General features: G+C 69.2%; 16 protein-coding genes and 1 pseudogene. 15 read left to right on the top strand and 2 right to left on the bottom strand.

Annotation, left to right across the window (positions count from 1 at the left end; translation table 11 throughout):
• Nucleotides 1–2: 2 nt before the first annotated feature.
• The 6 genes from AC13CR_RS01300 (at nucleotide 3) to AC13CR_RS01275 (ending at nucleotide 5,144) form a co-directional block, all read left to right on the top strand.
• Nucleotides 3–212: a phage head-tail joining protein gene (locus AC13CR_RS01300; RefSeq protein WP_482900729.1), complete on the top strand. Its 210-nt coding sequence runs from the start codon at nucleotides 3–5 to the stop codon at nucleotides 210–212.
• Nucleotides 212–1,756: a phage portal protein gene (locus tag AC13CR_RS01295; RefSeq protein ID WP_482900728.1), complete on the top strand. Its 1,545-nt coding sequence runs from the start codon at nucleotides 212–214 to the stop codon at nucleotides 1,754–1,756. The genes AC13CR_RS01300 and AC13CR_RS01295 overlap by 1 nt, the downstream gene beginning before the upstream one ends.
• Before the next feature lie 5 nt (nucleotides 1,757–1,761).
• Nucleotides 1,762–3,795, top strand: a complete 2,034-nt coding sequence (locus AC13CR_RS01290; RefSeq protein ID WP_482900727.1) for a prohead protease/major capsid protein fusion protein — start codon at nucleotides 1,762–1,764, stop codon at nucleotides 3,793–3,795.
• 76 nt (nucleotides 3,796–3,871) lie between these two features.
• Nucleotides 3,872–4,207, top strand: a complete 336-nt coding sequence (locus AC13CR_RS01285; RefSeq protein WP_482919982.1) for a DUF2190 family protein — start codon at nucleotides 3,872–3,874, stop codon at nucleotides 4,205–4,207.
• On the top strand, nucleotides 4,207–4,518 hold the full coding sequence (locus AC13CR_RS01280) for a head-tail joining protein (RefSeq protein WP_482900802.1): 312 nt from the start codon (nucleotides 4,207–4,209) through the stop codon (nucleotides 4,516–4,518). Before AC13CR_RS01285 ends, AC13CR_RS01280 begins: the two co-directional genes overlap by 1 nt.
• On the top strand, nucleotides 4,515–5,144 hold the full coding sequence (locus AC13CR_RS01275) for a DUF6441 family protein (protein WP_482900801.1): 630 nt from the start codon (nucleotides 4,515–4,517) through the stop codon (nucleotides 5,142–5,144). The genes AC13CR_RS01280 and AC13CR_RS01275 overlap by 4 nt, the downstream gene beginning before the upstream one ends.
• Nucleotides 5,145–5,167: 23 nt before the next feature.
• On the opposite strand, the gene chrA is transcribed toward AC13CR_RS01275, so the two are convergent.
• Complete coding sequence (gene chrA, locus AC13CR_RS01270) at nucleotides 5,168–6,535, bottom strand: chromate efflux transporter (RefSeq protein ID WP_482900800.1); 1,368 nt, start codon at nucleotides 6,533–6,535, stop codon at nucleotides 5,168–5,170.
• Nucleotides 6,535–7,356: a chromate resistance protein ChrB domain-containing protein gene (locus AC13CR_RS01265; protein ID WP_482900799.1), complete on the bottom strand. Its 822-nt coding sequence runs from the start codon at nucleotides 7,354–7,356 to the stop codon at nucleotides 6,535–6,537. Before AC13CR_RS01265 ends, chrA begins: the two co-directional genes overlap by 1 nt.
• Before the next feature lie 170 nt (nucleotides 7,357–7,526).
• On the opposite strand from AC13CR_RS01265, the gene AC13CR_RS01260 reads away from it, so the two are divergent.
• From AC13CR_RS01260 to AC13CR_RS01220, 9 genes and pseudogenes are all read left to right on the top strand, one after another.
• Entirely contained in the window at nucleotides 7,527–7,946 is a 420-nt protein-coding gene (locus AC13CR_RS01260) for an acyl-CoA transferase (protein ID WP_482900798.1), read from the top strand.
• Nucleotides 7,947–7,970: 24 nt separating this feature from the next.
• Nucleotides 7,971–8,909: a phage tail tube protein gene (locus tag AC13CR_RS01255; protein WP_482900797.1), complete on the top strand. Its 939-nt coding sequence runs from the start codon at nucleotides 7,971–7,973 to the stop codon at nucleotides 8,907–8,909.
• A complete protein-coding gene (locus AC13CR_RS01250; RefSeq protein ID WP_482900796.1) occupies nucleotides 8,909–9,364 on the top strand; it encodes a hypothetical protein in 456 nt (151 codons plus the stop codon). Before AC13CR_RS01255 ends, AC13CR_RS01250 begins: the two co-directional genes overlap by 1 nt.
• A gap of 98 nt (nucleotides 9,365–9,462) precedes the next feature.
• Nucleotides 9,463–9,603, top strand: a complete 141-nt coding sequence (locus AC13CR_RS01245) for a DUF7697 family protein (protein WP_482919981.1) — start codon at nucleotides 9,463–9,465, stop codon at nucleotides 9,601–9,603.
• Nucleotides 9,584–12,001, top strand: a complete 2,418-nt coding sequence (locus tag AC13CR_RS01240) for a phage tail tape measure C-terminal domain-containing protein (protein WP_482919980.1) — start codon at nucleotides 9,584–9,586, stop codon at nucleotides 11,999–12,001. Before AC13CR_RS01245 ends, AC13CR_RS01240 begins: the two co-directional genes overlap by 20 nt.
• A gap of 61 nt (nucleotides 12,002–12,062) precedes the next feature.
• Nucleotides 12,063–12,689 (top strand): phage distal tail protein, Rcc01695 family, encoded by a 627-nt coding sequence (locus AC13CR_RS01235; RefSeq protein ID WP_482900793.1) that lies wholly within the window; start codon nucleotides 12,063–12,065, stop codon nucleotides 12,687–12,689.
• Complete coding sequence (locus AC13CR_RS01230) at nucleotides 12,686–13,570, top strand: DUF2163 domain-containing protein (RefSeq protein WP_482900792.1); 885 nt, start codon at nucleotides 12,686–12,688, stop codon at nucleotides 13,568–13,570. Before AC13CR_RS01235 ends, AC13CR_RS01230 begins: the two co-directional genes overlap by 4 nt.
• On the top strand, nucleotides 13,567–14,001 hold the full coding sequence (locus tag AC13CR_RS01225; protein ID WP_482900791.1) for an NlpC/P60 family protein: 435 nt from the start codon (nucleotides 13,567–13,569) through the stop codon (nucleotides 13,999–14,001). The genes AC13CR_RS01230 and AC13CR_RS01225 overlap by 4 nt, the downstream gene beginning before the upstream one ends.
• Before the next feature lie 9 nt (nucleotides 14,002–14,010).
• Nucleotides 14,011–14,478, top strand: a pseudogene (locus AC13CR_RS01220) (baseplate multidomain protein megatron); the annotation flags it as partial.

The raw sequence follows: 14,478 nt of genomic DNA, 5'->3' as shown, positions 1-14,478 counted from the left end.
ACATGACCGACTGGACGGAATCCGAGCTTTCGGCGCTGCGCCGGGCCTATGCCAGCGGCACGACGCGGGTCAGCTATGACGGCAAGTCGGTCGATTACGGCTCGGCCGAGGATCTGTTGGCCCGCATCCGGACCATCGAACGCGCCATCGCGGGGATCACGCGGCCGCTGCCGGTGGCCGGGCTCGCGGGCTTCAGCCGCGGGGATCGCTGATGTCGGCAAACTGGTTCGATCACGCCATCGCCACGGTGGCGCCGCGCATGGCCGCGCGCCGCGTGATGGCGCGTCAGGCCTTCGAGACCCTGACGCGCGGCTATGACGGCGCCGCGCGCGGGCGGCGGACGGAGGGCTGGCGCGCGCCGGGATCCTCGGCCGACACCGAGATCGGAGTCGCCGGGGCGCTGTTGCGCGACAGAATGCGCGATCTCGTGCGCAACAACCCGCATGCGGCCAAGGCCGTGGCGGTGCTGGTGAACAACATCATCGGCGCGGGGATCATGCCGCGCGCCGCGAGTGGCGACGACAAGCTGGACCGGAAGGTCGATGCTCTCTTCGAGCGCTGGACGGCGGAGTGCGACGCAGATGGCCAGCTCGATTTCTACGGCCTGCAGACGCTGATCTGCCGCGAGATGGTCGAAGCGGGCGAAGTCCTGGTGCGCCGAAGGCTGCGGCGCGCCAGCGACGGACTGCCAGTGCCGCTGCAATTGCAGGTGCTGGAGGCCGACTTCCTCGACGCGACCAAGTCCGGCGTCCTCGGCGCAGGGCGGCTGGTGCAGGGGATCGAGTTCGACCCGGTCGGCAAACGCCGGGCGTACTGGCTCCATGCCGAACATCCCGGCGACGCCTATGGCGCCTTGCAGAACGGGTTGCAGAGCCGCCCGGTGCCCGCGACCGAGATCGCCCATGTCTACGAGAAGCAGCGCACGCAGGCGCGCGGCGTTCCCTGGGGCGCGCCGGTGATCCGGTCCTTGCGCGATCTCGACGACTACGAGGTCGCCGAACTGGTCCGCAAGAAGACCGAGGCCTGCGTCACCGCCATCGTCTTTGGCGATGACGAGGCGCAGCAGGGCATCGCGCCTGCGGTGGTCGATACCGACGGGAACCGGGTGGAGCAGTTCGAGCCGGGGCTCATCGCCTATGCGCGCGGCGGCAAGGACATCCGCTTCAACCAGCCCTCCGCCACGGGCGGTTACGGCGAATACAAGCGGGCCAGCCTGCACACGATCTCGGCCGGGTTCCGGGTGCCCTACGAGCTGCTGACCGGGGACCTGTCTCAGGTGAACTATTCCTCGATCCGGGCGGGGCTCGTGGAGTTCCGCCGCCAGATCGACGCCGTCCAATGGCAGCTGTTCATTCCGATGTTCTGCGCGCCAGTGTGGCGCTGGTTCACCGAGGCCGCATGGGCGGCGGGTCAGATCCCGTCGCCGATCGTGCCGGTCGAATGGTCGCCGCCGAAGTTCGAGGCGGTCGATCCGCAGAAGGACGCGATGGCGAACCTGCTGTCGATCCGCTCGGGCACCATGACGCTGGCCGAGGTGATCGCGAAACAGGGCCGCAACCCCGACGCGGTGCTGGCCGAGATCGCCGCGACCAACGCCAAGCTCGACGCGCTGGGGCTGGTGCTCGACAGCGACCCACGCCGCGTCACCAAGACGGGCAGTGCACAGACCAGCGATCCGGCGACCGATACCGCCGACGACGACCCCTCCGCCGACGCGGATGAAACCGACCCGGCGCAGGCCGACCAACAGGACTGATCTTCATGGACACGATGATCGAACTGCCGGCCATGCGCCGGTCGGCGGAGCTTGCGCCGAACACGGCCGATGCCGACACCCGCACCGTCGAGGTGGTCTGGTCGGCCGGGGCCCGCGTCCGGCGCGCCACCTTCTTCGGCGAGCCCTATGACGAGGAACTGAGCCTCGACCCGGCCCATGTCCGTCTCGACCGGCTGAACGCGGGCGCGCCGTTCCTGAAGGTGCACGAGCTCGACACGCTCGACGCGGTGATCGGCTCGGTCGTACCGGGTTCCGCCCGGATCGAGAACGGCCGCGGGATCGCGCTGGTGCGCATCTCCGAACGCGCCGATGTCGAGCCGATCTGGCGCGACATCCAGGCTGGGCACATCCGGGCGGTCTCCATCGGCTACCAGGTCCACCGCTTCGAGGTCTCGAAACCCGAGGCTGCGCGCGAACTCTGGCGCGCGGTGGACTGGACCCCCTTCGAGGTCTCCGCCGTCGCGGTCGGCGCCGACCCTGCCGCGGGCTTTCGCGCCCAGCATCCCCTTCACGACTGCGTCCTCCACCGCCGGGACGCCCCTTCCACCACGAAAGGACCGATCCCGATGACGGACAAGACCCAGACCCCGGCGAGCGACGCCGCAACCCCCGCCACCCCCCATCCGACCGAGCCGAAACCGGCTGCGCCCGAGCCGAAGGCCGCCGCCAGTGAGACGCGCACCCAGCCGAAGCTTCAGAATTCCGATGCCCCCGCTGCGCCCGACACCGAAGCGATTGCCACTCGCGCCCGCGAGGCCGAGCGGGACCGCGTCTCCACCATCTACGATCTGGCCGGGCGGCTGAACCTCGAGCGCGGCTTCGCCGAGGATCTGGTCAAGCGCGGGGTCAGCGTCGACGAGTCCCGCCGCCTGATCCTCGATCAGGTCGCCGCGAAGTCGGACGAGACCCGGACCTTCCCCCATGTCTCTGTACCGCTCGGCGGCCGGGACGAGCGCATCACCCGCCGCGACGCCGTGGCGAATGCGCTGCTGCACCGCTACAGCCCGACGCTCTTCCAGCTGGAGGACGCCGCCCGCCAGTATCGCGGCATGACGCTGCTGGAGCTCGCCCGGGAAAGCCTCGGCAATGCCGGGGTCAACACGCGCGGCCTGTCGCGCGACGAGGTGGCGACGCGCGCGCTGCACTCGACCTCCGACTTCCCCGAGATCCTGTCGGCGGTCACCAACAAGACCTTGCGCCAAGCCTACGAGGCCTATCCCCGTACCTTCATGCTGTTCTGCCGCCAGGTGCTGGCTACCGACTTCAAGGCGATGCATCGGGTGCAGCTCGGTGAAGCGCCGCAGCTGCTCGAGGTCGGCGAAAGCGGCGAGTTCAAGCGCGGCACGCTCGGCGAGAGCAAGGAGAGCTACAAGGTCAAGACCTATGGCCGGGTGGTCGCGATCACCCGCCAGACGCTGATCAACGACGATCTCGACGCCTTCACCCGGATCCCGGCGATGTACGGTAACTCCATCGCGCAGCTTGAGAGCGACGTGGTCTGGGGGATCATCACCGCCAACCCGGCGATGGCCGACGGCAACGCGCTGTTCCACACCACCCACAAGAACCTCGCGGGCACCGGCGCGGCGCTCGATGTGAGCAGCGTCGGTGCGGCGCGCGCGGCGATGGCCAAGCAGACGGGGCTCGACAAGAAGACGGTGCTGAACGTTCGGCCCGCCTTCCTGATCGTGCCCGCCTCGCTGGAACTGAAGGCCGAGCAGCTGGTCGCCCAGAACCTGGTGCCCGCCGCGACGTCCAGCGTGGTGCCGCAGTCGATCCGCACGCTCGCGCCGATCAGCGAGCCGCGGCTCGATGCCGCCAGCGAGACTGCATGGTATCTGGCGGCCAGTCCGAACCAGATCGACACCATCGAGTACGCCTATCTCGAGGGTCAGCAGGGCGCCTACATCGAGACCCGCAACGGCTTCGACGTCGACGGCGTCGAGATCAAGTGCCGCCTCGACTTCGGCGCGAAGGCCATCGACTGGCGCGGTCTCTACAAGAACCCGGGCGCATAACCAGCACCCATCATGAACCCTGACATGCGGGCGGTCCTGACGGGCCGCCCTTCGTCTTTCCACGAGGATCCCCGTTATGAAAACCTACGTCCAGCCCGGCAACACCATCACCCTGACCGCACCCTACGCCGTCGCCTCCGGCGATGGCTTGCTCGTCGGCTCGACCTTCGGCATCGCGGCCGGGGACGCTGGCAGCGGCGAGCCCGTCGAGACCGCGCTCGTCGGCGTGTTCGACATCACCAAGGTCGGCTCCCAGGCCTGGACCGTCGGCGCCAGGGTCTATTGGGACGACACCAACAAGCGCTGCACCACGGTCGCGACCGACAACACGCTGATCGGCGTGGCCGTCGAGGCGGTGGCGAGCGGCGCGGGCGACACCATCGGCCGGGTGCGGCTTAACGCAACGTTCTGATGAGCGCCTTTGCTGCCGCCGTCGGCGCACTCTTCGCCGATCCGAACATCGGCCGGGACGCGGTCTATATCGCCGACGGCGGCGCGCCCGTCCTGGTGCGCGCCGTCGCCCGGCGCGCCGATGCGATCACCGACTTCGGCGATGCGCAGCTCTGGTCCGAGACCACGCGGATCGACCTGCGCGTGGCCGAGGTGGCGAACCCGCGCCCCGGTGACAGGATCGAGATCGACGGCGACGCCTTCCTCATTCAGGGCGAGCCCGTCCGCGACCGCGAGCGGCTGGTCTGGACCGTCGACCTGAGGCCCGCGTGAAACTGAAGCTCGACATCGATCCCGACATCGTCGCGATGATGGCGGCGGAGGTGGCGGCGGGCGAACGTGCCGTGACCGCCGCCATGCGCGAGGCCGGGACCGGGCTCAAGTCGGCCTGGCGGTTGCAGATCACCGGCGCGGGGCTCGGGCCCCGGCTGGCCAACTCGATCCGGAGCCAGAACTTCCCGAGGTCCGGCGAAAGCCTCGACGCCGCAGCGCTGGTCTGGTCGAAGGCGCCGGTCATCGTCGGCGCGCATGACACTGGCCCGCTGATCCGCTCGAAGGACGGGTTATGGCTGGCGATCCCGCTGCCCGCGGCGGGCAAGTCCCTGCGCGGCGGTAGGATCACGCCCGGCGAATGGGAGCGCCGCCGCGGCCTGCGCCTGCGCTTCGTCTACCGCCGTACCGGACCGAGCTTGCTGGTCGCGGAGGGGCGGCTGAACACGAGGGGTCAGGCAGTGGTGTCGCGCTCGAAGACCGGGCGCGGCAAGGTCACCGTGCCGATCTTCCTGCTGGTGCCGCAGGTCAAGCTGCCGAAGCGGCTGGATCTGGCCCGGGATGCGGACCGGGCTTTGGACAGCGTGCCAGGGCTGATCGTGGCGAACTGGGTCGACGCGAAGCTATGATCAGCACCGTGACAAGAGCAGCCTCAGGTCAGGCCGATGGACGCCAGCGCGACACCGGCCAGCGCACAGCCCGTAAGGACCGTCACGGCGCCCAGCCTGAAGCGGAAAACCGCCACAAGCGCGGCAAGCACCAGCGCCGCAGCCGCCAGGTTCACCGTGGACCAGACGGGCACATCCAGATCGAGGCCGTATGCTGTAACGGTCCGCACCTCGTCGAAGACGACATGCAGACCGAACCAGACGGCAAGGTTCAGAATGACGCCCACCACGGCCGCAGTGATGGCGGTCAGGGCGGCGGTCAGCACCGCGTTGTCGCGAAGCCGTTCGATGAAGGGGGCGCCGAGGAAAATCCACAGGAAACAGGGAACGAAGGTAACCCATGTCGTCAGAAGCCCGCCCAGCGTCGCGGCCACAAGGGGCGACAGGCCGCTCGCCTCGCGGAAGGCACCCATGAAGCCCACGAATTGCGTCACCATGATCAGCGGGCCGGGCGTGGTCTCCGCCATGCCGAGTCCGTCGAGCATCTCGCCGGGGGCGAGCCAGCCATAGTTCTGAACAGCCTCCTGCGCGACATAAGCCAGCACCGCATAGGCGCCGCCGAAGGTGACCACGGCCATGACGCTGAAAAAGCCCGCGATCTGCGAAAAAACGTTCTCTGGCCCAAGTGACGCGAACAACAGCCCAACAGGGGCCAGCCAGAGGACGAGAAAGACGCCCGAAATGCGAAACGCCCAACCCCGATTGACCTGTGTATGATCCGGCGACTCCTCGCCCAGCAAGGTATCGGCGTCATCGACCTGCACCTTGCCCACCTTGCCGTGTCCGCCACCACCGTGGAATGCAGGCAGGCCCGCACGCGCGCCGAAGAAGCCGATCAGGCCAGCGATCAAGATTAGCAGCGGGAACGGCACCGCGAAGCCGAAGATCGCCACGAAGGAAGCGGCGGCGATTGCGACCATCGCGCCGTTCTTGAGCGCACGCGAGCCGATGCGGATGACCGCCTGCACGACGATCGCCAGCACCGCGGCCTTGAGCCCAAAGAACATGGCCTCGACCGGCCCGACATTGCCGTAGAGCGCATAGATCCAACTGAGCGCCATGATCGCCACGACGCCGGGCAGAACGAAGAGGACGCCCGCGATGATGCCGCCCAGCGTGCGATGCATCAGCCAGCCGATATAGACGGCGAGCTGCATCGCTTCCGGACCCGGCAGCAGCATGCAGTAGTTGAGCGCATGCAGGAATCGCTTCTCGCCTAGCCAGCGCTGCTCCTCGACCAGGATCCGGTGCATGAGCGCGATCTGTCCGGCGGGGCCGCCGAAGCTCAAGAGGCCAATTCGAGCCCAGATGCGGGTGGCTTCGGTCAGCGTGGGGTATGCTCGGTCCTGCATCAGTCTGCCTTCGGCTTGTTGGTGGGCCAGTTGTGGGTCTCGTCGGTGGCGTCCCGCGCCCAGCGATAGAAGGCGTCGAAGAGCAGCATCCCGGCGTCCAGCTGCTCAAGATCGTCGGAATACATCCGCGACAGACCGAGCGAGGCCGCCAGGAGGCCAGCGGCCTCGGGTGCAAGGTCGAGCCGGGCGGTATCGGCGCCGCGCACGATGGTCCCCAGGCGATCGAGCGCGGGAATCGTCAGGCCGAACTCGGAAAGCATGACCTCGAAGGTGCAGAGGTCGTCCCGGTGGCTCCAGAACACGTCCTCGATGTCGAAGGGCGCGGCGTTGTAGCGCTCTGCGACGCCCACCACTTCGGCGGGCGCCACGAACAGGATGATCGCACGGGGATCGAGAAACCGCCGGATCAGCCAGGGGCACGCGATGCGGTCGATCTTGGGCCGGGAGCGCGTCACCCAGACGGTGCGGCCCTGCGCGTCACGCGCGGGCAGCTTCGCCAAATCGATCAGTGGCAGACCTGCGGAGCGCCAGGCCTCGAACCCGCCGTCGAGATACTCCGAGGCGCAGCCCTCGGCGCGCAGCCAGGCGGCCGCGCCCTGAGAGCGCCGATGGCCGGCCTGGCAGACGGCGATCGAAGGCTGGCCGCCGAGCTGTGGCGCGAGGGAGGCGAGCGCCTGGTCGTCGACCCGGACAGCACCTGGGAGCAATCGTGGATCGGCGGCGAAATCATCCTCGGACCGCACGTCGAGCAAAAGCGGTGCGCGGGGGGTTCCGATGATGCGGGTGAGCTTGTCGAACGAAATGGCATTGGGCGCAGGCATGTGCGTTCCTCCGTCGCCGGGGTTGAACAGGAACGCGATCTTCGGCTGGCGCCTCGTGGGGAGCTCGCAATCCCCATGGGTCCAGTTATCCGAAATACTCTGAAACTGTCAAGATTTGCAAAGGTCAAGCTGCCCATGCTCGGGCGCTTCGGAAACCAAGAAGGCCCTCCATGCCCAGCCCTCGTGAGACCATCCTCACCGCGCTGCACGCGCGGCTTTCGGCGCTGCCCGCCACCGCCTTGCGCGGTGAGGTCTTGCCCGAGCGCGTGCCCACAGCCGGCCTGCTGATCCTGCGCGACGGAGAGCCGGGGGAGCCCGATGTGACGCTGTCGCCGCTGGCCTATCACTACCAGCACCGCGCCGAGATCGAAGCCGTCGTACAGGGAGCCGACCGTGACGTCGCCTTCGATACGCTCTGCGCCAGCGTGGGCGGAGCGATTGCTACAAACCGCACGCTGGGCGGCCTCTGCGACTGGGTCGAGGCCGAAGCGCCGCGCCCCGTGGACCTGCCGGTCGAGGGCGCGGCCAGCCTGAAGGCCGCCGTGATCCCGGTCGTCCTGCACTACACCACGGCCGACCAGCTGGCCTGACCCCGACAATCCGAGGAGAACACCATGGCACGAGCCCAGGGGGCGCGGGCGCTGATGGCGCTTGCGTTCGAGACGACCTATGGAACGCCGCCCGCCGGCGGCTTCACCCGCATGCCCTTCGCCAGCACCTCGCTGGGGGCCGAGCAGCCACTGCTGAATTCGGAGCTTCTCGGCTACGGCCGGGATCCGCTGGCGCCGATCAAGGACGCGGTGACGGCCGATGGCGATGTCGTGGTGCCACTCGACGCTGAAGCCTTCGGGTTCTGGCTGAAGGCGGCCTTCGGGGCGCCGACCACGACCGGCACCGGTCCCTGGACGCACGAATTCCAGTCGGGGTCCTGGTCGCTGCCCAGCATGTCGATCGAGACCGGCATGCCGGAGGTGCCGCGCTACGCGATATATTCCGGCTGCGTGCTCGACCAGATCACCTGGCAGATGCAGCGATCTGGCCTGCTGACCGCAACCGCACGGCTAGTGGCGCAGGGTGAGAGTGTGGGCACGACCACCGGCGCCGGCACCCCCGCCGCGCTGGAACTGAAGCGCTTCGGGCACTTCAACGGGTCGATCACGCGCAACGGGACTGCCCTCGGAAACGTGGTCTCAGCCGAGATCACCTATGCCAACAACCTTGACCGGATCGAGACGATCCGCTCGGACGGCCGCATCGACGGGGCGGACCCGTCCATCGCGGCGCTGACCGGTCGGATCGAGGTCCGCTTCGCCGACCAGACGCTAGTGACGCAGGCGATCAACGGCGAGGCCTGCGAGATGGAGTTCGCCTACGTCCTGCCCTCGGGCGAGAGCTTCACTTTCACCGTGCACGCCGTCTACCTGCCGCGCCCGCGCATCGAGATTTCCGGGCCGCAGGGCGTGCAGGCGACCTTCGACTGGCAGGCCGCCCGCGACAGCGTGGTCGGCCGGATGTGCACCGCCACCCTCGTGAATGATCTGGAGTCCTACTGATGCTCACGCTCGATCTGACGAACGCGCCGCGCTGGCATGATCTCGCGCCCGGCGTCCGGGTGCAGCTGCTACCGCTGACCACGGCGCTGATGGTGGCGACCCGAAGCGATCCGGCCGTCGAGGCGGTGCCCGAGGAGGCCTCGGACGAGGAACGCGCCGTCGCCTTCGCCAAGGCGCTGGCGCGGCGGGCCGTGCTCGCCTGGGACGGGATCGGCGATGCGGAGGGCAATCCCATCGACCCGATTCCCGAGGCCATCGACGCGCTGCTCGATGTCTGGCCGATCTTCGAGGCCTTCCAGCTGACCTACGTCTCGAAGGGCCTGCTGCTGGAGCAGGAAAAAAACGCCTCCGCGCTCTCGCCGAATGGTCCTTCGGCGGGGGCGACCGATACTGCGAAGCCTGCCCACTCTACGAGGGACGCGAGCAAGCCTGCCCGGACTGCCCGGCGCGGCTGAACCGGCCGCTGACCCATGAGGGCTGGCAGGTCTGGGACCTGGTCGGCCGCCTCCGCGGCCAGCTGCGTGTGCTGCCCGGCGCGGTAATCGGCTGGGACATGTCGGCGGCGCTGGCGCTCGGTGACGCGCTCGGCGTGCCGCCCGTCGTCATGGCCGAACTGCTGCCCGTCATCGAAGCGGTGATGGTCGCCAAGCTCAACGAACAGATGGATCACTCCGATGGCGGAAAAACGGGTTAGCGTCCGCCTCGCGGCCCTGGGCGGACGGCAGGTGCGCGCCGAACTGGAAGGCGTCGGCGAGGCCGGGTCGCGCGGCTTCGGGCGGCTGAGCCGGGAGATGGAGGCGGCCAACGCCCGGCTCGCGGCCTTCTCGCGGCGGGTGCGCGTGGCCGCCGTTGCCGCCGTGGCGGCTGCAGCCGCCGCTGGCGTGGCGATGGTTCGCTCCGGCCTCTCGAGCGTCGATGCGCAGGCGAAGCTCGCACAGTCGCTTGGTACCACGGTCGCCTCGATCCAGACGCTGGAGCGCGGGGGCGAGCTGGCCGGTGTGTCGATGTCCGGCATCGAGCAGGCGACCAAGGATCTGACGCGCCGCCTCAGCCAGGCGGCCGCCGGGACCGGCCCTGCTGCCGATGCGCTGGACCGGCTGGGGCTCTCGGCCAATGAGCTGATCGCGCTGCCGCTGGACCAGCGGGTTGGTGCCATCAACGCAGCAATCGAGAGCTTCGTGCCTGCCGCCGAGCGCGCGGCCGTCGCGGGCCAGCTCTTCGGCGAGGAAGGCTCGATCGCCATGTCGCGGATCGACACCGCGACGCTGCGCCAGGCGACCGAGGACGTCCTCGCCTTCGGTGTCGTCGTCTCCGAACAGGATGCCGAACAGATCGAGCGGACGAACGACGCCATCTCTCGGCTTGGGCTGATCTGGCGCGGGCTGTCGAACCAGCTGGCGGTCGCAGCGGCGCCGGCGCTGGAAGCCGTCGCCAACGCCATGGCGGCGGTCGCCAGCCGGACCGGTCCGCTCGGCATCGCCATCCGCGGTCTCTTCGACAACATCGGCCGCCTGACCACCTATGCCGCCACCTTCGCCGCCTTTCTCGCGGGCCGCTGGGTCGCCGGGATGGCCGCTGCCGCCCTGTCTGTGCGCGGCCTTGCCACGGCGCTGGTCGTCCTGCGCAGCGCGCTGATCCGCACCGGCATCGGGGCGCTGATCGTTGGCGCGGGCGAGCTCGTGTACCAGTTCACCCGCCTCGTCTCCGGTGCGGGTGGGTTCGGCGAAGCGATGTCACTCCTGAAGGACGTCGCCGTCGAGGTCTGGGAGCGGATCCGCATGGGCGCCGCTGCGGCGGGCGCGGCCGCCACGGCGATGTTCTTCGACCTGAAGGCGGACGCCGCATCGGCCATGCAGAGCGCCATCGAGAGCGTGGTGGGCTTCGGCAACACCGCCGCGAACACTTTCGAGGGCGCCTACGAGGCGATCAAGGCGATCTGGGGCTTGCTGCCCGCCGCTATTGGCGATCTGGCGTTTCAGGCCGCGAACAGCCTGGTCGATGGCGTAGAGGCGATGTTGAACGGCGTGGTCTCACGCATCAACGGCTTCATCGGCGGCATCAACCAGGGGCTCGAAGCGCTCGGGTCGGAGCGGCGCATCTCGCTGGTGCCCGACCTCGACCTCGGCGAGATCGAGAACCGCTTCGAGGGCGCGGCGACGGCCGCGACCACTGCAGCGCAGGCGGCGTTCGACCGGGCCTTCGAGTACAACCCGCTGACCGCGCCCGATCTCGGACTGACGGATGCGGCAAGCCGCGCGCTCGAGTCTGCGAATGTCTATCGCGGGGCTGCGCGCGATCTGGCCGAGGGCGCCCGCGCGCCGCTCGCAAGCTGGCAGGCCCTGCGCGACGTGGTGCGCGGCACCGATGAAGGCAGTGCGGATGCGCTGACCGAGGCCACCGGTGCTGCCGAACGGCTGGAGACGGCGCTCGGCGATGCCGGACGCACCGCGACGGATGCAGGCGCGGCGGCCGGAGCTGCCGCCGCTGCGGCCGAGCCCGCGACCGAGGCCGCCGTCACCGGGTGGCAGGCGGTCACGGCGGCGCTCTCCGACTATGCCAGCAAGGCCCGCGACATCGGCGGCGACATTGGCCAGAGCCTCGTCGGCGCCTTCCAGTCGGCCGAGAACGCGGTGGGCCAGTTCGTGAAGACCGGCAAGCTCGACTTCCGCGACCTCGTCACCTCGCTGCTCGCCGACCTCGCTAAGCTGGCTGCCCGGCGCTTCATCCTCGGGCCGATCGCCAATGCGCTATCCGGCGTGTTCTCCGGGGCGGGCGGCATCTTCGCCAACATCCTGCACGCAGGTGGAATGGTCGGGTCCGCGGGCCCCTCACGCATGGTCCCGGCCATGGCCTTCGCCGCCGCGCCTCGGATGCACGGCGGCGGCATGGCTGGACTTCGCCATGACGAGGTGCCCGCGATCCTGCAACGCGGCGAACGGGTTCTGTCGCGACGCGAGGCGCAGAGCTACGGCGCTGGTGGCGGCGTCAACGTCACCATCATGGCGCGCGACGCCGAAAGCTTCCGGCAATCGCGCACGCAGGTCGCCGCCGACATCGCTCGGGCGGTCTCGCTCGGGCGGAGGGGCATGTGAGTGCGACCCCGCAAGTGGGAACCGGTTGCGGGGGCCAGAGCACGAACCATGGAGAGACTTGATGGCGTTTCACGAGGTCCGGTTTCCTGACAACATCAGTCGCGGCGCGCGCGGCGGGCCAGAAAGACGCACACAGATCGTCGAGCTCGCCTCGGGCGACGAGGAGCGCAACGCCAGCTGGGCCAATTCGCGGCGTCGCTACGATGTGGCCTACGGCATCCGCCGCGCGGACGATCTGGCGGCGGTCGTCGCCTTCTTCGAAGCGCGCAACGGACGGCTCCACGGTTTCCGCTTCAAGGACTGGGGCGATCACAAGTCCTGCCTGCCTTCGGGCACGCCATCGCCCACCGATCAGTCGATCGGCACCGGCGACGGCGCGACGACCGCCTTCCAGTTGGTCAAGCGCTATGCCTCGGGCAGTCAGACATGGGTGCGTGCGATCACAAAGCCGGTGACCGGAACCGTGCGCATCGCGCTGTCGGGCGTAGAGCAGCCCTCCGGCTGGTCAGTCGACACCACGACCGGCCTCGTCACCTTCGGCCCCGCGCCGGGCGCTGGCGTCGCGATCACCGCGGGCTTCGAGTTCGACGTGCCCGTCCGCTTCGACACCGACGCGCTCGACGTGACGCTCGATCTCGAGCGGCTGGGCTCGATCACCTCTATTCCGCTTCTGGAGCTGCGCCGATGAAGACCCTCGATCCCGCCCTGCAGACCCATCTCGACGAGGGCACGACGACGCTCGCCTGGTGCTGGCGGATCGCCCGCGCCGATGGCGTGAGCTTCGGCTTCACCGATCACGACCGGACGCTCGCCTTCGATGGCACCGACTTCGAGCCCGAGAGCGGGCTGACGGCCTCCGAGGTGCGCTCGGGGTCGGACCTCTCGGTCGATGCGCAGGATGCCGAAGGGGTGCTGACCTCGGACCGCATCACCGAGACCGATATCCTCGATGGCCGCTGGGACGCGGCGCAAGTCGAGGTCTGGCGCGTGAACTGGACCGACACCGGTCAGCGCGTGCTGATGCGCCGCGGGGCCATCGGCCAGATCCGGCGCGGGCGGCTCGCGTTCGTAGCGGAGGTCCGCTCGCTCGCCCACGTCCTCGGCCAGACGGTCGGGCGAACCTTCCAGGCGACCTGCGATGCCGCGCTCGGCGATGCGCGTTGCGGCGTCGATCTCGAGGATCCGGCCTACAAGGGCACCGGTGCTGTGATCGATCTGCTGCGGGATCGCGCCTTCACCGCCTCGGGGCTCGGCGGGTTCGCCTCCGGCTGGTTTACCTTCGGCACGCTCGAATGGACGAGCGGCGCGAATGCCGGCCGGCGCACCGAGGTGCTCGGCCATGACGTGACGGACGGCATCGCATTGCTGACCCTGCTCGAAGCGCCGGTGCGCGCGATCGCCGAGGGCGACGCCTTCACCATCCGCGCGGGCTGCGACAAGCGCATGGAGACCTGCGGGGCGAAGTTCGCCAACACCGCCAACTTCCGCGGCTTCCCGCACATCCCCGGCCAGGACGCGGTTCTCCGTTACGCCACCAAGGATGGCGGGCACGAGGGGGGCGTGCTGTGACCTCAGCCGATCCCGCCCGTGTCATCGCCATCGCACGCTCCTGGCTCGGCACGCCGTATCACGACCAGGCCAGCCTGCGCGGCGTCGGTTGCGATTGCCTTGGTCTCGCGCGGGGCGTCTGGCGCGAGGTCGTCGGCCCTGAGCCGTTCCCGATCCCGCCCTACAGCCGCGACTGGGGCGAGACCGGCCCGCGCGAGGTGCTGGCCGAGGGCGCGCGGCGCATGATGATCGAGGTCGCGCCCGCCGAGGCCGGTCCGGGCGCGCTGGTGCTGTTTCGCATGATGCCCCGCGCCATCGCCAAGCATGTCGGGATCCTGACCGCGCCCGACAGCTTCCTCCACGCCTACGAGCGGCTCGGCGTGATCGAGGAACCGCTCAACAACGCCTGGCGGCGGCGCATCGCCTTCGCCTTCCTGTTCCCGCAACGCTGAGACCCCGACATGGCAACGCTCGTTCTTGGTGCCGCTGGCGCCGCCATTGGCGGCAGCATCGGCGGTGCGATCCTCGGCGTCAGCGCCGCCACCATCGGCGGCTTCATCGGCTCGACTATCGGCTCGGTCGTCGACAGCTGGATCATCTCGTCACTGGCGCCCACGCAGCGCATCGAAGGCGCGCGTCTCGACACGCTGCGTATCACCTCGGCCACCGAAGGCGCGGTGATCCCGCGGCTCTACGGCCGGATGCGCATGGGCGGCAACATCATCTGGGCGACCGATTTCCGCGAGGAGACGAAGACCACCACGCAGGGCGGCGGCAAGGGCGGCGGAGGCGGCAAGGTCAAGACCACTGAATATCTCTACTACGCCTCATTCGCGGTGGCGCTCTGCGAAGGGCCGATCACCGGCATCGGCCGCATCTGGGCCGACGGCAAGCCGATGGACCTCTCCGGCGTCACCTGGCGCTGGTAT

The organism is Paracoccus sp. L-17 (assembly GCF_056857655.1).
Note: the sequence above shows the minus strand (reverse complement) of the source record. Positions and strands in the feature narration are given on the sequence as shown.